The 21368-nt window shown below is 71.6% G+C and carries 18 protein-coding genes; 7 read left to right on the top strand and 11 right to left on the bottom strand.

The annotated features are described in order from the left end of the window. Positions 1-2: 2 nt before the first annotated feature. Both ACYVP9_RS08405 and ACYVP9_RS08410 read left to right on the top strand, forming a co-directional pair. Positions 3-1079 carry a hypothetical protein gene (locus ACYVP9_RS08405; RefSeq protein WP_460604233.1) on the top strand — a complete coding sequence of 359 codons (1077 nt, stop codon included), beginning with the start codon at positions 3-5 and terminating at the stop codon, positions 1077-1079. 7 nt (positions 1080-1086) lie between these two features. After that, positions 1087-4020 carry a hypothetical protein gene (locus tag ACYVP9_RS08410; protein WP_460604234.1) on the top strand — a complete coding sequence of 978 codons (2934 nt, stop codon included), beginning with the start codon at positions 1087-1089 and terminating at the stop codon, positions 4018-4020. A 39-nt stretch (positions 4021-4059) separates the two neighbouring features. On the opposite strand, the gene ACYVP9_RS08415 is transcribed toward ACYVP9_RS08410, so the two are convergent. Beyond that, the gene (locus ACYVP9_RS08415) at positions 4060-4953 is read right to left on the bottom strand and encodes a hypothetical protein (protein ID WP_460604235.1); all 894 of its coding nucleotides are present in this window, start codon (positions 4951-4953) and stop codon (positions 4060-4062) included. A 326-nt stretch (positions 4954-5279) separates the two neighbouring features. Here ACYVP9_RS08415 and ACYVP9_RS08420 point away from each other — a divergent pair, with 326 nt between their 5' ends. The 4 genes from ACYVP9_RS08420 to ACYVP9_RS08435 are packed head-to-tail and all read left to right on the top strand — an operon-like array spanning position 5280 to position 10086. Continuing rightward, positions 5280-7811, top strand: coding sequence for a hypothetical protein (locus tag ACYVP9_RS08420; RefSeq protein ID WP_460604236.1), 2532 nt, complete (start codon positions 5280-5282; stop codon positions 7809-7811). A 57-nt stretch (positions 7812-7868) separates the two neighbouring features. Then, complete coding sequence (locus ACYVP9_RS08425; RefSeq protein WP_460604237.1) at positions 7869-8126, top strand: phosphopantetheine-binding protein; 258 nt, start codon at positions 7869-7871, stop codon at positions 8124-8126. Then, on the top strand, positions 8123-9358 hold the full coding sequence (locus ACYVP9_RS08430) for a class I adenylate-forming enzyme family protein (protein ID WP_460604238.1): 1236 nt from the start codon (positions 8123-8125) through the stop codon (positions 9356-9358). The genes ACYVP9_RS08425 and ACYVP9_RS08430 overlap by 4 nt, the downstream gene beginning before the upstream one ends. After that, positions 9355-10086 (top strand): SDR family NAD(P)-dependent oxidoreductase, encoded by a 732-nt coding sequence (locus tag ACYVP9_RS08435; protein WP_460604239.1) that lies wholly within the window; start codon positions 9355-9357, stop codon positions 10084-10086. Before ACYVP9_RS08430 ends, ACYVP9_RS08435 begins: the two co-directional genes overlap by 4 nt. Before the next feature lie 18 nt (positions 10087-10104). Here the strand turns inward: ACYVP9_RS08435 and ACYVP9_RS08440 are convergent, their stop codons facing one another. Both ACYVP9_RS08440 and ACYVP9_RS08445 read right to left on the bottom strand, forming a co-directional pair. Next, complete coding sequence (locus tag ACYVP9_RS08440; RefSeq protein WP_460604240.1) at positions 10105-10767, bottom strand: hypothetical protein; 663 nt, start codon at positions 10765-10767, stop codon at positions 10105-10107. Further along, entirely contained in the window at positions 10764-11723 is a 960-nt protein-coding gene (locus tag ACYVP9_RS08445) for a bifunctional riboflavin kinase/FMN adenylyltransferase (RefSeq protein ID WP_460604241.1), read from the bottom strand. Before ACYVP9_RS08445 ends, ACYVP9_RS08440 begins: the two co-directional genes overlap by 4 nt. Positions 11724-11755: 32 nt before the next feature. On the opposite strand from ACYVP9_RS08445, the gene ACYVP9_RS08450 reads away from it, so the two are divergent. Then, positions 11756-12514, top strand: coding sequence for an MBL fold metallo-hydrolase (locus ACYVP9_RS08450; RefSeq protein ID WP_460604242.1), 759 nt, complete (start codon positions 11756-11758; stop codon positions 12512-12514). On the opposite strand, the gene ACYVP9_RS08455 is transcribed toward ACYVP9_RS08450, so the two are convergent. The 8 genes from ACYVP9_RS08455 to infB form a co-directional block, all read right to left on the bottom strand. Next, a complete protein-coding gene (locus tag ACYVP9_RS08455) occupies positions 12451-13545 on the bottom strand; it encodes a hypothetical protein (RefSeq protein WP_460604243.1) in 1095 nt (364 codons plus the stop codon). The two genes, ACYVP9_RS08450 and ACYVP9_RS08455, sit on opposite strands and share 64 nt — an antisense overlap. A gap of 2 nt (positions 13546-13547) precedes the next feature. After that, positions 13548-14708: a phosphotransferase gene (locus ACYVP9_RS08460; protein WP_460604244.1), complete on the bottom strand. Its 1161-nt coding sequence runs from the start codon at positions 14706-14708 to the stop codon at positions 13548-13550. Between the two features lie 33 nt (positions 14709-14741). Continuing rightward, positions 14742-15629, bottom strand: coding sequence for a tRNA pseudouridine synthase B (gene truB, locus ACYVP9_RS08465; RefSeq protein ID WP_460604245.1), 888 nt, complete (start codon positions 15627-15629; stop codon positions 14742-14744). Positions 15630-15636: 7 nt separating this feature from the next. Beyond that, the gene (locus tag ACYVP9_RS08470) at positions 15637-16953 is read right to left on the bottom strand and encodes an MATE family efflux transporter (RefSeq protein ID WP_460604246.1); all 1317 of its coding nucleotides are present in this window, start codon (positions 16951-16953) and stop codon (positions 15637-15639) included. Further along, the gene (locus tag ACYVP9_RS08475; RefSeq protein WP_460604247.1) at positions 16950-18059 is read right to left on the bottom strand and encodes a hypothetical protein; all 1110 of its coding nucleotides are present in this window, start codon (positions 18057-18059) and stop codon (positions 16950-16952) included. Before ACYVP9_RS08475 ends, ACYVP9_RS08470 begins: the two co-directional genes overlap by 4 nt. Then, on the bottom strand, positions 18056-18493 hold the full coding sequence (rbfA, locus tag ACYVP9_RS08480) for a ribosome-binding factor A (RefSeq protein ID WP_460604248.1): 438 nt from the start codon (positions 18491-18493) through the stop codon (positions 18056-18058). The genes ACYVP9_RS08475 and rbfA overlap by 4 nt, the downstream gene beginning before the upstream one ends. Before the next feature lie 27 nt (positions 18494-18520). Further along, positions 18521-18820 carry a DUF503 domain-containing protein gene (locus ACYVP9_RS08485; protein ID WP_460604249.1) on the bottom strand — a complete coding sequence of 100 codons (300 nt, stop codon included), beginning with the start codon at positions 18818-18820 and terminating at the stop codon, positions 18521-18523. Positions 18821-18966: 146 nt separating this feature from the next. Continuing rightward, positions 18967-21368, bottom strand: a 2402-nt coding sequence (infB, locus tag ACYVP9_RS08490; RefSeq protein WP_460604250.1) for a translation initiation factor IF-2, incomplete at its 5' end; no start/stop codon positions are given.

Genomic DNA, 21368 nt, shown 5'->3' on the forward strand with positions numbered 1-21368 from the left:
CCGTGATCCGCACCCGCTTCGCCACCGTCGAGGATCGCGACCGAGTGGTCGACTTCGTCCGCGAGCACTGGATCGCCACACACGTCTTCACCGAGCGCCCGGATCTGCTCGACTGGCAGCACGCCGACGGCACGGAAGCGGACGACCGGCTCAACTTCGTCCTGGCCGAGGACGACGACGGTGCCGTGCTCGGCATCCTCGGGTTCATCCCGCTGGGCCACTTCGACCCGGCCCTCGGCGCCCGCGACATCACCCTGGCCATCTGGAAGGTGCGTGACGAGGGCGTGCCGCCGGGTGTGGGGCTCAACCTGCTCAAGCACCTGAAGGCCCGGCTCGCCCCACGCCTGATCGCCGCGATCGGCACGTCCGAGATGGTCCGTCCGCTGTACAAGGCGTTGCGCTACACCGTCGACACCATGCAGCACTGCGCGTTGTTCGGCCCCCGCGACGACCGGACGACGGCCATCGCGTCGGGCGTGCCCGCGAGCGCCTTCGCCGCGGCCGAACCCAGCGAGCGGGTGGAGCTCGGTGCCGTCACCTCCGACGCGCCGCCGGCGCTGCGCGACGAGATCGACCGGGTCGCCGGCGACGCCGTGCCGGCCAAGAGCTGGACCTACATCGCGACTCGCTATCTCGCCCACCCCTGGTACCGCTACGTGGTGCGCGCCGTCCGCCTCGACGGCGCTCTCGTGGCCGTCGTGGTCTGGCGCGCGGTCGCGGCCGAGGACACCACCGTGCTGCGGATCGTCGACATCGTGGGCGACACGGCGTGGCTCGCGCACGCGACCCACGCCCTGCAGCAGGAGGTCGTGGCCGCCGGGGCCGAGTACCTCGACCTCGTCCACTGGGGTGTCGACCCGTCCCACCTGGCCGCGTGGGTGTCCCCCGCCGACACCGAGGGACTGGTCCTGCCGAACTACTTCGCGCCGTTCGAGCGCCGCAACGTCGAGATCGGCATGGCGGTCAGACTGTTCGACGACGACCCGGCCGGCGCTGCCCTGCACCTCTACCGGGCCGACTCCGACCAGGACCGCCCCAACCGCGTCGTTGATCTCGACCCGGGTCCCGCTCAGGTATGAATGAGCGATGCGAAAGACACGTGACGGCGCCACGCCGCTGACGGTCGCGCGCGTGCTGCGGGCGCGGGACTCGGTACGCCGCAGCGTGCAGGCACGACTCGGGACCCTTGCCGCTGCCGAGCTCGGTCCGTTGACCGCTGCCCTGTCCCCGGCGACTCTCAAGGCCGCCGGACTCACGATGCGCGTCTTCGCGGACAGCCCGCCCAAGCTGCCGGCGGCAGCAGCGCAGGAGATCCTGGATGCGCTGCGGGCGTCGACCCCCAGCCGCCCGGACGTCCCGACCATCGCCGTCGCCACACAATCCCTCGTCTATTCGGGCCATTCGCGTGCGACCGCGGACGTGCTGATCGGCGTACTCGCCGATCCCCGTGCCGGCCGGATGCCGCTGCAGGTGCGCCGCGGCCTGCGTTCGGCCTTGGACGTCTGCCTCTACGAGACCTTCCGGCAAGGCGAATCGCTGCACTTCGACGACGCCGAAGCGATCCTCGCCTCCCTCGAGGCCCGGTTGCACCGGTTCGCCCAGCAGGTCCTGTCCCACGGCACCGGTCTCAAGCGAGCCGACCGCACGCGGCTGCGCACTCTGGCGGAAGCGTGTCTCATCGCGGTACCGATGGTGAACAGCGCGCACCAGGCGGCGGCCGCCCGGTTGCTCGAGGTGTATCTGAAGATCGTCGGCGCGACGGGTGCCGTCTTCGTCGACGACGACTACCTGCCCACGCTGCTGCGCAAGTGCACGACGACCACCCGGGTGTTCTTCGCGATCCCCGAGCTCGACGCGCTGCGCGTCGAGGCCCAGCTCGTGGCGAAGGCCATGCACGTCGGCGACGAGCTGGCGCCCTCCCAGCGGACGATCGGACAGCGTGCGCTGGCGTATCGCTATCTGCTCGCCGCAGGCGACGTGGAGCAGCAGCGGCGTGAGTTGTCGGCGATTCGTGACGAGGCCGTGTCGACCGACTCTCCCGACTTGTGGAGCCTCGCCGTCAACTGTCTCTCCTGGACGCTCGAGACGACGCTCGACCCCGCCATGACGTTGTTCGCCGAGGACCTGTTCTTCAACGTCCCCACCCCGACCAAGACCCACCAGTACCTGGCGATGTCGATCCGGTTCGGCGACGAGAAGCGTGGCCGCGAATGGATCGACACCTTCGCGAAGGTGAACCCCACGCCGAACTCGCGTTACCTGGAAGCCCGCTTCCACTTGGCCTTCGGCGACTCGAAGGCAGCGCTGGCGGCGGCGCGGAAGCCCTTGTCCGTCTACTCGGAATTCCACAGACGGAACCCGATGCCGGAGACGCGGGTCGACCGGCTCGTTCGTGCCCCCAGGGCGTCCGAACCCCGTCTCAAGTCGGCCGATCCGTTCCTGATCTACAACATCGTGCGAACCGCGCAGGAAGCGGCGTTCGTCCGCGACATCAACTCCTTCGTCGATCAGGCGGCGACGATGTCGGCATCCGAGCTGACCAGCGAGACGCCCGACTACTCGCGCACCACTCTCGTCCTGGTCCCGAATCACCTGAACTTCGCCAGCCAGCTGCCGATGGCGTCCATCGAGGCCGCGCGACTGGCAGGCGCCGAGGTCGTGAGCATGGTCAACGGGCAGTACCCGGCGTCGGCCGCACTGTCCCCGGCGGCGGAACTGATCAAGGACCGGATCGTTCCCGGGTTCTACTGCGACCGGGCGCGTCCGTCCAGCGCCTTGTCACCGGACTGGGAGCTGGACCCCGATCACCGCAAGATGGTCTACCACGGCCTGAACTACTACTACGGCGTCCACAACTCGCTCGGAATCCAGTTCCGCCGGTTCTCGATCGACTTCCACAGCCTGATGGAGTCGGCGCACGTGACCCGGCTGCTGGCGATGGTCCAGAACGTGCACGAGTTGATGCACGAGTTCTTCCAGCGCATCGACCCGCAGCGGCGCTACGTCTTCGTCACGATCGGCGTGCAAGCCGGCCTCGGTTGGGTCGTCCGCGAGCAGGTCACCGCCGCCAAGTTGCCGAACGTCCGGGTGGTTCACGCCGCCAACGGCTTCGAGACGTTCGACAGGCAGTTCGAGACCGACGAGTGGAGCGGCAATCCCTACGCGAGCTACCACAGCGCTCGCGACATGACCGATCTCCCCGACACGCCGCTGTGCTTCCGTCCGGCGCGCTCGGAGGTGGCGGTCCCGCTGTTCGACCGCGAGGACGACTACCTGGCGGCCAACCCCGTGGTGCGCGACTACGTCGCCAAGATCGACGGCCGCGTCGCTCGGGCGAGGGCCACGACGCAGGAGAAGCCGCGGACGGGTCGACGCGTACTGGTGCTCGGGACGATTCTTCCCGACCTGTCCATCCCTCACGACCGCGGACTGGTCCACGTCGACATCGCCGACTGGGTCCGGCACACGTACGAGGTCGCCCGTGAGCACGGGGTCACCCTGGTGGTGAAGCAACATCCCGCGGAAGCCAACGACCGGTTCGGCTTCTTCGTGTCCGAGCGCTTCGTCGAACTGTTCCCGAGCACGGAGGGAATCGAGCTGCTGCCGTACGACTCGGACTTCGCGCAGTCCGTGCTCGACTGCGACCTGGTCGTGATCTGGTCCGGAACGTCCGTGCTCGAACTGAGCATGATGGGCGCCGACTACGTGGCGTGCAGCCGCTTCGCCAACGAGGAGTACGCGGTGTCGACCGAGCCCTTCGCCACCCGCGAGGAGTACGCGGCGCTGCTGGTCGGCGATCGCAAGGCCGAACCGCTCGCCGACGGCCGACTGCGCTCGATCGACATCATCCACCGGATCACGACCTCGCCGATGCGGGAGCGGTCGGCGAATCCGCGGCGACAGCTGCTGAACGGGCACGTCTGGCCGCCGCGGCTGTTCGTCGACGATGCGCTCGAGCAGCTGAAGGATCCGGGGACGTGGCGCCTGGCGGAGCGCGTGGTGGCCTCGACGGGTTCGTGAGCTGCGCCCCTCTGCGCCCCTCTGCGCGGCTCTGCGCGGCTAGGGGGTCGGCGGGACGATCTGATCGTGAAGGGCACGCAACGGGCTCGTGACGTAGCTGGTTGGGTTGATCGTCCAGTCGAGGAAGAAATCGTCTGTCGCCCCGCCGCCCCAGGTCTGCTGGACCTTCCGGAACACCGGTCGCATGGCGTCGTTGATGCCCACGGCCTCGTCGAGGGTCAGGATGCGACCCGTGGACGGGCGCTTGGGCAGCTCGAGCATGACGCCCAGCAGGTCTTCGGGTACGGCGTATTTCTGCCGCAGGACGCTGATGAGCAACAGGTCGGCAGCGTCCGGGGTGACGTTGTTCTGCTCCGGGTGCACCAGCGCGTCGAGGGTGCCCGCGTCGAGGTCCAGCAACTCGAGGAAGTCCGTCACGGCGCTGTCGCCGAGCAGCTGCCGGCGTTCGTAGGGGCGCACCACGATCTCCGCGCCCGGGAAAGCCTTGACCAGCAGTTTCATGGTGCTCAGGACGCGCAGATTGATCCCGGCGTAGGGGTTGCCGGGCACCTCGGGCGCCGGCGCGTTCACCGTGCCGGCGCGCAGGAAGTCGGCGACGCGCACCGCTCCCCTGCCGTACTTGAGTCCTTGCGAGTACCACGCCTCGACGTACTGGTCCGGCCGGCGGAAGTAGACCACCACGGTGATGTCGAAGTCGTGCAGCAGCGCCGCGATGCCGGGCAGGTCCACACGCTTGCCCGGGGCCCAGTGCCACCATCCCTCGTCGACCACGACCACGTTCGCGCCGTCCGGGCCCTGCGCGAGTCGCTGGCTGATCCTGTCCAGACGACGGATCGGCCAGCCCAGGTAGTGCCAGCCCGCATCGTGAAGAACGGCGGCGTTGCCGGCGAGCGTCGCCTGGATCGACGTGGTGCCGGTCTTCATCGTGCCCACGTGCAGTACCGCTCGACGCCTGGATACGTGACGCATCGAGTTGTGCCCTCATCTCGCCCGAGGAGCGCGAGGACCACGTCCTGACGCGGGTGCGCCGGACCGGGCTCACCGCCGCTGATACAGGACCAGAAGATACCGCAGTAGCGGGCGCCGGCGGCCGGTCAGCCGCCGGCCACGCACCGCCCCGATGACGGCTGGAGACGTCGGACTGACAGTATTGGAGGCCGAACACCACGAAGTCCGGGCACGCGACATGGGGCTCGAGCGATCCGGAGGTTCACTTGACGTCGGCCGCGGCGCGCGCACTTCGCAAGGCGCGCCTACTGATGCAGCTCGAGTCGGGCCAGCGGGTCCCCGCCGCGAGGCGCTTCATCGAACGCAAGCGCGCCGGACGGCTGCGTTCCGTCGCCCACGACCGGACGCCGTCGACGCGCCAGGAGCTGATCCGCTTCTGGTCGTCGGAGCAGCGTGAGTCCACGTGGAGCGACATCGAACGGCTTCTCGAGGCCTCCGCGGCCGGTGGCAGGGACCAACTCGAGCTGTTCGTCCGGACAGGGCTGGAGAACACGCACGCACCGATCGAGATCATGTCCCTGGCTCGGCATCCGGTCTCGGCAGCCATCGTCCGTGACTGGCTCCTGGAACAGCTGGCGCCGAACCCCGCCGCCGGTCGGCGCTTCATCGGCGTCGACGAACTGCGGGACGCAGCGTTCGTCGGGGCCGCCCGACTCCTGTTGCCCGCCGCGGACGCGCAGCGCGCCCACGAACTCGGCTCGGGCCGCACCGCACGGTACTTCCAGGTGCTGGACAGCTTCGGCTTCAGGCCCGTCCGATCGTCGGACGAGCGGCGGCCGGTCCGACACCGGCTGATCGTCACCGACGGCGCCGCCGACCCGGCGCTGGTCGCGCTCCTGCTCCCCGGCTGCGAGAAGGCCACCGTCCTGGTGCTGTCGGACATGTTCGGCATGGCCGACTACTCCAAGTACGACAGCTGGGTCGGCGGCAGCGAGATCCACGTCGAGCACACCCGCACGCGCATCACCCGCTTCTCCCGGACGTACACCGAACTGCACGAGGCCAGCGCGAGAGTGGCCGAGCGGGCCGTGGACGAGGTCGCGGCCATCCCCGGCGTGCTGCACGAGGACGACCGGCGTTACCTGGCCGTCGCTCTCGCCGACTTCCTGTTCTTCCGCACGTTGCGGATCCGGGCGCTGGAGATCCTGCTCGAGGACGACACGTTCGACGACGTGGTCGTCGCCGTCTCGGACAACGGGGCGCAGAACGAGTTCCTGCTGCTGTTGGCGCAGGTTCCCGGGCTTCGGCACGATCCGCGGGTCGACATCGTCTCCGTCGTCCCCGGCTGGCGCCGCCGGGTCGACTTCTGGCGGGTGCTCGACACCGTTCTGGCCCCCACGCCCCGTCCGCCGCGGGTGGCCGACCATCTCTGCGTCGACCTCATCGTCGACAGCTTCCTCGCCGACGCCCGACGTCTGGCCGACGAGTTGCGCTGGGCCGAGCCGGAGGAACCCGGCTGGATCCTGCTGGCCACGTGCCACAACCCCGCCTACAACACCTCGACCGCGGCGTACGCGGCCGAGCTGGTCGACACTCGACCGGTACGGATCCTGCGGGCGACCGGGCCCGCCGCGGAACTGGCGGACGCTCTGAAGGTGCGCGGTGTCGCCGACCGCGTTCCCGTCATGGCCGGGCCCCCGAAGCAGCTGAGGGACGCCGCCCTGACCGACCTCGTGCACCGGCGCCTGCTGCCGCTGTGCCACGAGCTGCGCGCCGCGGCCACGACGGTGTACGAGGACGATGCGGCGAAATCGTTCGACATCTTCTTCGCCCGTCTCGTCGCGGGCCACATCGTCCCGTGGCTGCTGCGCCAGAAGGCGTACGAGCACCGGTTCGAGCGCTTGCGTGAGGCGGGACGCCTGCCCGGTGCCGTCATCCTGTCTCCACAGCGCGACCCCGGCGTCGTGGGGCTGGCAGGAGTGGCCCGGCGCGCCGGAGTGCCGACGATCGCGCTCGAGCCGCACATGCAGGACGCGAACTACAGTCGCTACCTCAAGATCGCCGCCGACTACTACGGCGTCTTCAGCGAGTACTTCGTCGACAACGCGGTCGGCGCATTCGGCATGCCGCGCGACAGGGTCCACGTCATCGGCACGCCACGTCTGGTCGCTCCGTCGGGTCACGACCGTGGTGCCGCCCAGGCGTCGGCCCGGGCCGCTCTCACCGCCGGGTCCGGGTTCGACTTCTCGGCCGCGCCGCTGCACGTCGTGTTCATGGGTCAACCCAGCAGCTGGCACCAGCTCGAGCGGGTGTGGCACATCGTCGTCGACGCGTCGCGCAGGGTCGGGGCGCACGTGTTCCTCAAGCCGCATCCGGAGGAGTCACCGTCCCGCGTCCGGCGCTACCTCGATCGTGGCGTCGCCGCGCACGTCACGCTGCTCAGCGGTGACGCCGCGAACGCGGTCGATCTCGCCGACCTGGTCCTGACGACCTACAGCACGGCCGCGGTCGACGCGGCGATCAGGCAGACCCCGGTGGTGTCGGTCGCGGACGGCGACACCAGGTACCCGATCGACGTCACGGCGATCGTGGACGCACCGGTGGCGAGGTCGACGGACGAGCTCGTCGCGATCTTCGAGGCGTACCTCCGCAACCCTCGCCCCGCGCTGCGCCGCGCGAGCACGTTGACCGAGCGCGAGCCGCACTTCGTGACCGGGCCGGGACCCAACCTGCGCCGGCTGCTGGACGAGGTGGTCAGCCGCGGCGCGGACGGGCGGCGCAGCGCCGACGAACTGCCGCCTTCGCTGTTCCTGGACGGCCCGCACCCGGTGTTCCCGGTCTAGCGGCGGACCACCACCGGTAGGGTCGTCGCTGCGCATTCGAGAGGACCGAGGCACCGCATGGACATCCGCGAGAAGATTGTCGAAACCCTCACCGAGATCTTCGAGGAGGAGGAACTCGACGCCCCCGACTTCACCGACGAGCTGTTGCTGCTCGACACCGGTCTCGACAGCCTCGGCTTCGCCGTGCTGGTGACCCGCCTCGAGGACGAGCTCGGTTACGACCCGTTCGCGCTGCTCGACGAGCCGGTCTACCCCGCCACGTTCGGCGAGCTGGTGGCGGTCTACGAGCGTTTCGCCTCACACGCGCGGGCGTGAGCGCCGCAGCCCCGTCGGCGGTCAGCTCCCCGGCCTGGGCGGTCGACCACGATCTGCTGCGCCGCGATCCCTTCGCGCTGCGCGCCCGGGTCGGCCGCGGTGCGGACGTAGCACTGCTGACGACGGACGCCGTGCTCGTCGCCGCCGCGTTGTGTGCGCTGGACGGCTGGGCCGCATCCGTGCATCTGGTTCCGCGCGACGCTGCCGACGCCGTCCTGACCCCGTCGCTCGACGTCGTCCGTGACGAGGACGTCACCCTCGGCAACGGCACGGACGGCGAGCTCGAGCCCACCACGAGCACGCGGTGGGTCGTCTACACCTCCGGCACGACCGGCACTCCCAAGCCGATCACGCACACCGTCGCCTCGTTGAGCCGCACGATCAACCCGTCGGCCGCGTCCGGCGATCTCGTGTGGGGCCTGTTGTACGACCCGAACCGGATGGCCGGGCTGCAGGTGCTGCTGCAGAGCCTCGCCACGCGCTCGGCCCTCGTGGCCCCGGACAATCACGCGCCGCTGATCCAGCGAGTCGAGCATCTCGTCGACCACGCCGTCACGGCGCTGTCCGCGACCCCGACGCTCTGGCGCCAGATCCTGCAGATCCCCCGCGCCGCCCGATGGCCGCTGCGCCAGATCACCCTCGGCGGCGAGATCGCCGACCAACCCGTCCTGAACGGCCTCGCGCGCACCTATCCGGACGCGCGGATCGTCCACGTGTTCGCCTCGACCGAGACCGGGGCCGCGTTCTCGGTGCGCGACGGACGTGCGGGCTTCCCCGTCGACTACCTCACCGACCCGCCGCGCGGGATCGCGCTCGACATCCGGGACGGGATCCTGCACGTCCACTCCCCCGGCGTCAGCGCCGCCGGCGCCGACGGGTTCGCGAGCACCGGCGACCGGGTCGAGATCGTGGGCGACCGCGTGCTGTTCCGCGGCCGGCAGACCGGCGTCGTCAACATCGGAGGCGCCAACGTGTGGCCCGAGGAGGTCGAGTCGCTGCTGCGCGGCCATCCCGACGTCGCCGAGGCGACGGTCGAGGCCCGGGCCAACGCGATGGTCGGCAACATGCTGGTGGCATCGGTCGTCCTGCGCAGCGACGCCGACCCCGCGACGACCGGCAAGACCATACGGTCGTGGGTGCGCAAGCACGCCGCCTCCAACACCCATGTCCCCGCCACCGTCCGGGTCGTCGACGTGATCGAGACGTCACCGGCAGGGAAGGTGAAGCGATGAGCTCCCCGACGCCCGACTACGCGATCGTCACCGGTACGTCCGGTGGCCTCGGCCGCGCCATCACCGCTCGCCTGGTCGAGGACGGTTTCAGGGTCGTCGGCATCGCCCGTCGCGCCGTGACCGCCGCAGACATCGGCACGGACGGCGCGAACTACGTCCACGTCGAGTACGACCTCGGCGACATCGACGGCATCAGCGACCTGGTGCGCGGCATCGTGGCCGAACACGGCAAGCCGTTCGGTCTGGTGAACAACGCCGCGCTGGGGACCGACGGCCTGTTGGCGACACTGCACAACACCGCGATCGAGGACCTGGTGCGGGTCAACGTCACCGCCCCGCTGATCCTCACGAAGTTCGTCGTGCGGCAGATGCTCGCCCGCAAGCGCGGTCGGGTCGTGAACATCTCCTCGATCGTCGCCCGCACCGGATACCGCGGCCTGGCCGCGTACGGCGCCACGAAGGCAGCGATGGAGGGCATGACCCGCTCGTTGGCTCGCGACGTCGGACGTCGCGGCGTCACGGTCAACGCGGTGGCACCCGGTTTCCTCGAGACCCAGATGACCGCCGGCCTCAGCGAGGTCAATCTCGACCGCATCGCCACGCGGTCGGCCCTGGGCCGCTTCGCCGCTGTGGACGAGGTCGCCGCGGGAGTCTCGTTCCTGCTGTCCGACGCGGGCGCCGGCATCACCGGCACCACGATCACCATCGACGGGGGCTCGACCGCCTGAGCGGGCCGACCGTCCTGCTCACCGGGCGCGGCTGACCGGCACCTCCCGCGCCGCCCTCGCCCTGCCCACGGCCACGATCAGCAGCGCGACGACGACGGTGCCACCGAGCAGTTCGACGAACGTGCCGAGGAAGCCGTCGTCGCCGACCTTCAGCGCGATGTCGTAGGCGTCGATGTCGAACACGTTGTAGTACACGAGGTAGGCGAGCGGCGCAGCGAGCCAGCCGAGCGCCGACCACCACCGCACGTTCAGCAGGTTGCGCCCCACGACCAGCACGTCGACGACGACGAGGGCGGGCGTGATCACGTGCTCGAGCTTCGAGTGCAGTGTCGAGTAGTCGGTGTCGTCGAGCAGCACCGCGTACACGACCATCACGATGACGAGGACCACCCCGATCGCGCCGCGCCACCACGGCGAGCGCGGCTCGTGGAACCGCCGTCCGGTGACGAACGGGTACACGAGCAGCCCCGTGTAGATCACGCCAGCGGCGAGGCTCGCCTGCTGGCTGAGCTCCGAGAGCGCGTCGGCGAGCTGCCGTCCGTCCAGGGTCAGGAACAGTCCGACGAAGCCGGACACCGCGATCAGCGCGCGCCACACCGCGGTGCCGGCGAGGGCGCCGGTCGTGGCAGGCCGCCGGTGGTCGCGTGGGTGGTCGCGCGGGTCCGCGCCGGTGTCGCTCACGCGGGGGCGGTGATGCGGCGGATGTTCTCGACGTCGCGGCCCATCTGCTCGACGAGGGCGTCGACGGAGTCGAACTTCTCGGTGCCCCGCAGCCGATGGGTGAACTCGAAGCCGAGGTGGTCGCCGTACAGGTCGCCGTCGAAGTCGAGGATGAACGCCTCGACCCGGCGGCGCCGCTCCCCCGCGAAGGTCGGGTTGGTACCGATGGAGATGGCCGTGATGCCGAGCGGCGGCAGGTCGAGGGTGTTGCCGAGCTCGTCGAGGCGGACCACCCGCCCGGCGTAGACGCCGTCGGCGGGGATGCACGTCCACTGCTCGGCGCGCAGGTTGGCGGTCGGGTAGCCCAGCTCCCTGCCGCGCTGGTCGCCGCGCTCGACGACGCCGTCGACGCGGTGCGGGTGGCCGAGCACCTGCGCGGCCGCCTCGACGTCGCCGGCCTTCACGCACGAGCGCACGTAGGTCGCGCTCAGCGGCGTCTCGCCGTTCTGCACCAGCGGCACGCCCTGAGCGCTGAAGCCGAAACGCCGCCCGAGCCGCGCGAGCGTGTCGATGTCGCCGGCCGCCTTGTGCCCGAAACGGAAGTTGTCGCCCACGATCACGTCCGAGGCGTGCAGCTTCTCGACGAGCGTGTCGTGGACGAACTGGTCGGGCGCCAGTCGCGAGGTCTCGAGCGTGAAGGGCAGGGCGACGAACACGTCGACGCCCAGCTGCTCGACGAGTTCGGCCCGGCGGACGATCGTGGTCAGCACCGGCGGGTGCGACCCCGGCCGCACCACCTCGGACGGGTGGGGAACGAACGTGATCAGCGCACTCGGGACACCGCGCCGGGCCGCCAGTTCGACCGCCTTGCCGATGATCGTCGCGTGACCGCGGTGGACGCCGTCGAACACCCCGATCGTGGTGACGCAGTGACCCCATCCGCTGGGGACGGAATCCAGTCCATGCCATCGCTGCACGGTCTCAATGTATCGACGGGCACGCTGGAGGCGTGGGAGTGGCGAGCGGGACGGTGACGTGGCTCGGTCACGCCGGGGTCGCCGTCGACCTCGACGGCGTGCGGCTGCTGACCGATCCGGTGCTGCGCGACCGCGTCGGACCACTGGTGCGCCGCGGGCCGGCGCCCCCGGAATCGGCGTGGCGCCGACCGGACGGGGTCCTGATCTCGCACCTGCACCACGACCACCTCGACGTGCCATCGCTGCGCCGGCTGGGCTCCGACGTCCCGCTGGTCGTCCCGGTCGGCGCCGCCGGGCTGCTGCCGGGCTTTACGGACGTGCGCGAGCTGCCCGTCGGACGGTCGACCGCGATCGCCGGGGTGACGGTGACGGCCGTGCCCGCGCACCACGGGGACGACCGGCTCGGCACCGGCGTGCGCGCGCAGCCGCGCGGCTACCTGATCGGCGGCGTCGGCGCGACCGTGTGGTTCGCGGGCGACACGGGCGTCTTCCCCGGGCTCGCCGACCTGCGCGGCGGCGTCGACGTCGCGCTGCTGCCGGTGGGCGGGTGGGGTCCGACCCTCGGGCCGGAGCACCTCGACCCCCGCCGGGCGGCGGGCGTGGCGGCGCTGGTGCAGCCGCGGCTGGCCGTGCCGGTGCACTGGGGCACGCTGCTGCTGCCGGGGCTGGCGAGCCTCCGGCCGGTGCTGACGTCCGGCGCCGGCGCGCGGTTCGCGCGGTGGGCGGGTCAGCTCGCGCCGGGCTGTGTCGTGCGGGTGGGCGAGGTCGGCACGTCCATCGCGATGCCGTAGCTGACGGCGCGGAAGTGGTCGTAGAGCGTGATCACGAGCGACAGTTCGAGCAGCAGGAACAGCGCCGTCGGACGGTCGACGACAACGGTGCCGCGCAGCAGCACCAGGGCCTCGAAGATCGCCGCGTTGATGGTGACGACGAGCGCGAAGCGGGCCGGCACGGTCTGCGGGATGAGCCGGCGGTACTCGAGCAGTTCGGTGACGCCGGCGTTCAGCGCCACGGTGACGACGACACCGGTCGCCAGCTGACCGGGACCGGCGTCAGTTGGCAGGATGTGGCCGAAGACGACGACGACGAGCGAGGTGAGGACGGCCTTCTCCCCGGTCGTGAGCAGCAGCATCCGGGTGCCCTCGGGACGGTTGTCGGGCGTCTTGAGCCGCTGGTGTCGGTTGACGTCGACGGTGAACCGCCAGTCGGCCGCCGGCACCCGGGGCCGTGCGTATGCGACCAGTGCGGCCACGAGCGCGGCCGCCGGCACCGCGACGAGCACCGCGACCACCGGGTGCGCGCCGATCTCGTCGGTGACGTCGAGGTTCAGGACGTGGATCCACGTCTCCTGCGGGATCTTGACGAACACCCAGATGCCGGCGGCGAGCAGCACCAGCTGCCGGTCGGACAACCGCGTCGGACGCCATCGTGTGCGCACCGCCTCGTACGCGATCACGAAGTACTCGAACGTGTTCGGGAAGATCAGCAGCAACGGACCCCACCCGGAGTACTCGAACGCCACCGTGCCGACCAGCCGCCAGTACCAGAGCACCTGCCCGATGCGGAAGGCGACGTCGTCGTGCCAATTGCGCAGAGTCGCGCAATAGGCGATGACCAGGTAGTAGACGTCGAGAGCCTTGTCGTAGCTCTGGTACTCGTCCAGCACCGGGGTGACGTCGAACCACTGGAAGATCGTCTGGTCGATGCCGTCGACGACCAGCGCGGCGAGCAGCGCCGGCAGCGGGAAGCGTGGGATCAACAGCGGGATGCCCAGGCGCAGCACGACGACCGCGCCGAAGACGAGTTGCTGCAGCAGGTCCATCGTCAGTCGCGGGGCCGCCCGCCGTCGCGGTACGCCGGCGCCACGTCGAGCGGCACGTCGCCCCAGCGGTGCTGCAGGGCCGCCCAGAGACCGTCCGCCAGTTCGGCAAGCGGGTCGACACCGGCGCCGGCGGTCAGCGGGCCCGCCGCCCGGCGCAACCGGTGCATGATCAGGGCCCGCCGGGTCGGTCCGGGACGGTCGGTGTCGTGCTCGTCGAGGTCGTCGCTGCCGAGCAGGTGTTCCAGCGACCAGCTCGTGGTGACCAGGCTCCACGCGGCGACGGCGGCACCGAGGTCGTGACCGAACGCCTCGCCCCGCACGGCGGGGAACGCCACCGCTGCGTTCTCGCGGTACCACGCCACCGCCCGCCACGCGGTGTCGTCGGGAAGATGCCAGGCGTTGGGGCACGTCGGCCAGGGCACCAGCAGGTAGGCGAGGTCCCACGCGAGGTGCCGCCACTGGGCGTCCTCGAAATCGATGAGCACGAGCCGGTCGCCGATGCGCACCGTGTTGCCGGGACAGGTGTCTGCCGGCGTGAGCGCGGCGAGACCGCCCTCCGCGTCGGCACCGAGCCGTGACGACAGCCCGGTCAGCGTCGTGAGCGCGCCGGTGGGGATGCGCACGCCGAGCGCACCGCACACCCGGTCGAGCACGAGCTCGGCCTCGCGCAGCCGGGACGCGAGAGACGATTCCTCGGGCTCGGAGAAACGCTCGTCGCCGCGCTGCAAGGCGGCCGACCGGTCGGCGAGGGCGGCGCGGAAGTGCTCGCGGCTGCCGCGGGTGGCCGCCTGCAGCTCGGCCAGCGCCTCGGCCCACGACATCACCGCGGCGTCGGCCGCCGCCGGGTCGTCGCCGTCGAGCGCGTCGGCCAGGCCGGCGCCGTCGCCGAGGTCCTCCATCACGAGCACCGGCGGCTCGACGCCCACCGCCACGACGGCCGGCACCCGGACGGCCCCGGGAACGCTCGCGAGGGCGGCGGTCTCGCGCAGCCACCCCTCGGTGCCCTCGTGGTAGCGCTTCACGACCAGGCTGCGGACGCTGCCGCCATCGTCGGTGGCCTCGACGCGGTGCACGGTGGTGCGATCGCCGGCCTTGAGCACGGCGACATCGCGCAGCTGCTCACCCGGCAGCAGCGCGCGCACGGCGGCCAACGCGTCATTCACCGCTGTGTCCTACCCGGTCCCGGGACGGGCGGATCATCCCGCGGGCGTGAAGACGAGCACGGGCCGGGCCCGTCCGCCGTCCTCGCGCAGCAACGCGACCGCCACGCCGTCGGTCGTCAGCGCCCCGTGTACGCCGTCGATCCCGGCGGACGGCAGCGGTCGTCCGAACGACAGCTCGCGGGCCTCGTCGGGCGTCAGTTCGCGCACCGGCATGGCGGCGCGGACCGCCTCGGCGAGCGGCAGCAGCACGGGGTGCTCACGCGCGGCGAGCTTTTCGAGGGTGAGCGCGTCGCCGACGCCGAACGGACCGACGCGGGTACGGCGCAGCGCCGTGAGATGGCCACCCACGCCGAGGGCCTCGCCCAGGTCACGGGCCAGTGCCCGCACGTACGTGCCCGAGCTGCACTCGACCGCGACGTCGACGTCGAGCAGCTCCCCCGCGCGGCGGACGGCCAGCACGTCGAAGCGGGACACCGTCACCGGACGGGCCGGCAGCTCGACCTGCTCCCCGTCGCGCACCCGCTTGTACGCCCGCTGCCCGTCGACCTTGATCGCCGACACCGCGCTCGGCCGCTGCTCGATCTCGCCGGTCAGCGGACGGACAGCCGCGACGACGTCCGCCTCCTCGACACCCGCCGCGGACGCCGTGGCCGTCACCTCGCCCTCGGCGTCGTCGGTGACGGTCGCCTGCCCGAGGCGGACGGTCGCGGTGTAGGCCTTGTCGGCGAGCACGAGGTGGTGAAGCAACCGGGTCGCGCCGCCGATGCCGACCACGAGGACGCCGGTGGCCATCGGGTCCAGCGTTCCGGCGTGGCCGACCTTGCGGGTGCGGGCGAGCCGGCGCAGCCGTCCGACGACGTCGTGCGAGGTCCAGCCGACGGGCTTGTCGACGAGAGTGAGACCGGCGGGTGTGGCATCCACCGCGCGATCATCCCGCACCGGTCACCAGCCAGCGATCGCCGCGTACCCGCCACACCATCCCGGCGAAGCGGACGAGCGTCGAGGCCGCGAGCCCCGCCCAGACACCGCCCAGCCCCCAGCCGAAGTGCAGCGCGGCCAGGTCGATCGGTGCGAACACGGCGACCATCGACGCGATCGTGAGCGTGCGCAGGTACGCGACGTCGCCCGCCCCGATGAGCACGCCGTCGAGGGCGAACACGACACCGGCCAGCGGCAGCATGGCCACGAACCACGGCCACAGCGTGTGCGCCTGATCGACCACCGCGTCCGAGGTGGTGAACAGCGACGGGATCACCGCAGCCCCCGTGCCGTAACCGACGGCGAAGACCAGGGACGCCGCCAGCCCCCAGCGGGCCACCTGCCAGGCGGTCGTCCTCGCGAACGACCGGTCGGACCCGCCCAACGCCGCCCCGACGAGCGACTGCGCGGCGATCGCGACCGAGTCGAGCAGCAGCGCGGTGAAGCTCCACAGCTGCCAACCGATCTGGTGCGCGGCGATGCGTGACTGGCCCATGCGCGAGGCGACACCTGCCGCGGTCAGCAGCGCCACCTGGAAGGCCATCGCGCGGACGATCAGATCTCGCCCGACCACGAGCTGCGCGCGCAGCACGGCACGGTCGGGACGCAACGACACTCCCGTGCGCACCAGCGCGGCGACGAACAGGGCGGCACCGACAGCCTGCGCGGTGACGTTCGCGATGGCCGAGCCCGTCAATCCCAGCCCGGCCGGGTAGACGAGCAGCGGGCACAGCACCGCCGACAGCCCGTTGGCGGCGAGGACGACGACCACCGGCGCTCGGGTGCGCTGCACGCCCCGCATCCACCCGTTGCCGGCGAGCACGAGCAGCACGCCGGGCAGTCCCCACACGGCGATGCGGAACCACTGCGCGGCGGTGCGGGCGGCGTCGTCGCTCCCCGCGAGGACCCGAGTGAGCGGGTCGGCGACCAGGTGCCCGGCGACCGCGACGGCGACGCCGATGCCCAACGCGAGCCACGACGCCTGCACACCCTCGCGCACGGCGTCGTCGCGACGTCCGGCGCCGAACGCACGGGCGGCCCGTCCGGTCGTGCCGTAGGCGACGAACGAGCCGGCAACGGTCAACAGCGTCAGCAGGGACGCGCCGACGCCGAGTCCGGCGAGGTCACCGGTGCCGAGGTGCCCGACCACGGCCGTGTCGACGAGCAGGTAGAGCGGCTCGGCGGCGAGGACCACGAACGCGGACGCCGACAGCGCGAGCAGGCGCCGGGCGGGGACGGTCGGGGGTGCGGGCTCCGGCGTCGTCACGACCCGTCGACGGGCGTGACCTGGCTGGCACGCCAGCCGTCGGCGGTCATCACGACGGTCACCGCGACCCGGCTGTCGCCGTCGTCGGTGCGCTTGCCGCTGTCGGACACGCGGGATCCGCTGGCGGCCACGAGGAACACGGCGCTGCGGCCGAGGGCCTGCTGCAACGCGATGGCGGTGACCCGTCCGGACAGGTCGTACTTCCCGGTGGTGAGCTCCGCGCGGGTGGCGGCGGTGCGCGCGGCGATGCTGCGGCGCAGCGGGTCGACGGCGCCGGCCAGGGCCCGCGAACTGTCCTGGTCGAACTGCGCGCGCCGGTAGCTCAGCATCGCGACGAGCTGTGAGCGCGCCGCCTCGGCGGCGGCGGCCAGACCGGGTGTGCCGGGCGGTACGCCGGCGTTGGCCCCCAGCGCGAGCTCGGCGATGCGGACGACGCCGTTCTGCCGGACCACGGTCGCGGTGACGGTGCTCGGCGTGGTGCGGGTGTTGCCGGACTTCGCGCTCTTCAGCGTCTCGGTGCCGAACACGAGGACCTTCGCCGTCGTGCCGTCGTCGGACACCGCACCCAGCCCGGCGCGTACCACCGTGAACGTCTGCGTGAGCTTGCCGCTGCGGGCGTTGCGCGCGAGCGTGCCCGTGATCGCGGTGCGGAAGGAGTCGCGGTAGTCGCCGGTCGTGACCGCCAGGCCGCGCAGCAGGGCGGCGGGCAGGTTGCGGTAGTCGTAGGTGCTGATCGCGTCGACGGCCTTGGCACCGTCGCGGACGAACTGGGCCGCGCCCTGCGGGTTGCGCACCTCGGCCACCTCGGCCCCGGACGGCGCGTCGCCGTCGCCCGCACGTTGGACGATCACGATGGTCACCAGCACGCCGATCGCCACGACGAGCAACGCCGCCGCGGCCAGCAGCCCGAGGCGCAGGCGGCGCCGGTCGTCCCGGCGCGCGGGGCGGCCGTCGTCGGTGCCGCCGTCAGTGCGATCGTCGGTGCCGCGGTCGACCGTCTCGTCGGTGTCGTGGATGTCGTCGGTGTCGTCACCGGCGCGGTGGGCACCGCCGGCGGGACGCGGCCGGGGTCGCGGCGCGGGGGCGCCGGAGTCGGTCGTGCTCACTCGTCCTCGTCGTCGACCCGGGGCTTGCGGTACGGGTCCGCGTCGCCGGCGGGCTGGGCGCCCTGGCGGGCGGCGGCGAGCCGCGCGTCCTCGGCGGCGGCCTGCGCGAGCAGTTCCTCGAGCTGGCGGGCGTTGTCGGGCAGCGCGTCGGGCGTGAAGGTGAGCGTGGGCGTGAACCGCACGCCGGTCTGCCGTCCGACCTCGCTGCGCAGCACGCCCTTGGCCGATTCGAGCGCGGCGGCGGACGCTTCGCGGTCGGCGTCGTCGCCGAGGACGGTGTAGAAGACCGTCGCGTCGTGCAGGTCGCCGGTGACCCGGACGTCGGTGATGGTCACCATCCCGAGCCGCGGGTCCTTGATCTGCCGTTCGATGACGGTGGCGACGATCTGTTTGATCCGCCCCGACATCCGCCGCGCGCGCGCCGCGTCCGCCATGACCTCTCCTCAGCGTGTCCAGGGACTTCAGTCGATGTCGTCATCGTCGAGCACGCGAGTCCGCGACGACAACAGTTCCAACTCCGGCCGGCCCGCGACCAGACGTTCACACCCGGCGAGCACGTCGACCGCGTGTCCCCGGTCGCCCGAGACCACCGCGACCGACACCTCGGCCCGCCGGTACAGATCCTGCTCCCCCGTCTCGGAGACGGCGACCTCGAATCTTTTGCGCAACTCCGCAACAAGCGGACGAACGACCGACCGCTTCTGCTTCAACGACCTCACGTCCCCGAGCAGCAGATCGAGGACGAGCACGCCCACCACCATCAGCCCACTCTCCCACTGGGTCGTGAGACGAGGACGGAGGTGGAGTCGAGGTCGTCCGATCGCGAGCCTGGATGGGCCTGGCCCCCCTCGCGAGGAACGAGCGAGGGGTGGTTGCGAGCGATCGGACGACCTCGACGTAGCCGGACTCAGACGCGAGGCTTCTCGCGCAGCTCGAACGTCTCGATCACGTCCTCGATCTTGATGTCGTTGAACGACCCCAGACCGATACCGCACTCGTAGCCGTCCCGCACCTCGGTCGCGTCGTCCTTGAACCGCTTGAGCGACTCGACGGTGAGGTTGTCGGCGACGACGACACCGTCACGGACCAGGCGCGCCTTGGCGTTGCGCCGGATCAGGCCGGTGCGGACGATCGAACCAGCGATGTTGCCGATGCGCGGTACGCGGAAGACCTCGCGCACCTCGGCGGTGCCGAGCTGCACCTCCTCGTACTCGGGCTTGAGCATGCCCTTGAGCGCGGCCTCGATCTCCTCGATCGCGTTGTAGATGACCGTGTAGTACCGGACATCGACGCCCTCACGGTCGGCCAGCTCACGTGCCTTGCCCTCGGGGCGCACGTTGAAGCCGATGACGACCGCGTCGGACGCGACGGCGAGGTTGATGTCGTTCTCGGTGATCGCACCGACACCGCGGCCGATGACGCGCAGCGAGACCTCGTCCTTGGCGTCGCCGAGGTCGATGTTGACCAGCGACTCCTCGAGCGCCTCGACCGAGCCGGCCACGTCGCCCTTGATGATGAGGTTGAGCTGCTCGACCTTGCCCGCGGCGAGCGCCTCGGTCCAGTCGGCCAGCGACACCCGCCGGGAGCCGGCGGCCAGCTGCGCGTTGCGCTCGCGGGCCTGGCGGCGGTCGGCGATCTGCCGGGCGACGCGGTCCTCCTCGACGACGAGGAACGAGTCACCGGCGCCGGGCACGGAGTTCAGGCCGAGCACCTGCACCGGACGCGACGGCGTGGCCACGTCGACGTTGTCGCCGTTCTCGTCCAGCATCGCGCGGACCTTGCCGTACGCATCGGACGCGACGACCGAGTCACCGACGCTCAGCGTGCCGCGCTGCACGAGCAGCGTGGCCACCGGGCCGCGGCCGCGGTCGAGGCGGGCCTCGATCACGATGCCCTGCGCGTCCTGCTCGGGGTTGGCGCGCAGGTCGAGCGCGGCGTCCGCGGTGAGCAGGATGCCCTCGAGCAGGTCGTCGATGTGCAGGTTCGACCGGGCGGAGACGTCGACGAACAGGGTGTCGCCGCCGTACTCCTCGGCCACGAGCCCGTACTCGGTGAGCTGCTGGCGCACCTTGGACGGGTTCGCGTCCTCCTTGTCGATCTTGTTCACCGCGACCACGATCGGGACGTCCGCAGCCTGGGCGTGGTTGAGCGCCTCGATGGTCTGCGGCATGACGCCGTCGTCGGCCGCCACGACCAGCACGACGATGTCGGTCGTCGCGGCACCACGGGCACGCATGGCGGTGAACGCCTCGTGACCCGGGGTGTCGATGAACGTGATCGGACGGTCCTGGCCCTCGTGCTCGACGTGGACCTGGTAGGCGCCGATGTGCTGCGTGATGCCGCCGGCCTCGTCCTGCATGACCTTCGTCTTGCGGATCGCGTCCAGCAGGCGCGTCTTGCCGTGGTCGACGTGACCCATGACGGTGACGACAGGCGGGCGTGCGACGAGGTTCTCGTCGTCGCCCTCGTCCTCGCCGAAGGTGAGGTCGAAGCTGTCGAGCAGCTCGCGGTCCTCGTCCTCGGGGCTGACGACCTGGACGGTGTAGTTCAGCTCGGCACCCAGCAGCTGCAGGGTGTCCTCGTTGACCGACTGCGTCGCGGTCACCATCTCGCCCAGGTGGAACATCACCTGGACGAGGGAGGCCGCGTTCGCGTTGATGCGGTCGGCGAAGTCGGACAGCGAGGCGCCACGCGGCAGGCGCAGCACCTCACCGTTGCCGCGCGGAACCTGCACGCCACCGATCGACGGCGCCGACATGTTGTCGAATTCCTGTCTGCGCTGCTTCTTGCTCTTGCGGCCGCGGGCGGGACCGCCGCCCTTGCGGCCGAACGCGCCGGCGGTGCTGGCACCGCGGCCGCCACGGCCGCGGCCACCGCCGCCACCGCGGAACGGGCCACCGGGACCGGCCGGGCCGCCGGGACCGCCGCCACCGGGACCGCCGCGGAAACCGCCGCCGCCTCCGGGACGACCGCCGGGACCGCCGGGACGGCCGCCGGGGCCACCGGGGCCGCCGCGTCCGCCCGGACCGCCGGGACCACCGCGGGCCGGCTGCCGGCCGGGCATCATGCCCGGGTTCGGGCGGGGCGGCATCATGCCGGGATTCGGGCGCGGGCCGCCGGGTCCGGGCGCACCACCGGGACGGGCGCCGCCGGGCGACTGCGGGCGCGGGGCCTGCGGACGCGGCGGCGCGCCGGCACCGACGCCGAAGGGGTTGTTGCCGACGCGCGGGCCGGGACGGGGTCCCGGCGCGGCCGGACGGGGCCGGGCGTCGCGGACGGCGCCTGCGGCGTGCTGGGCGCGGCGGGGAG

The sequence above is a fragment of the Jatrophihabitans fulvus genome (assembly GCF_054781375.1).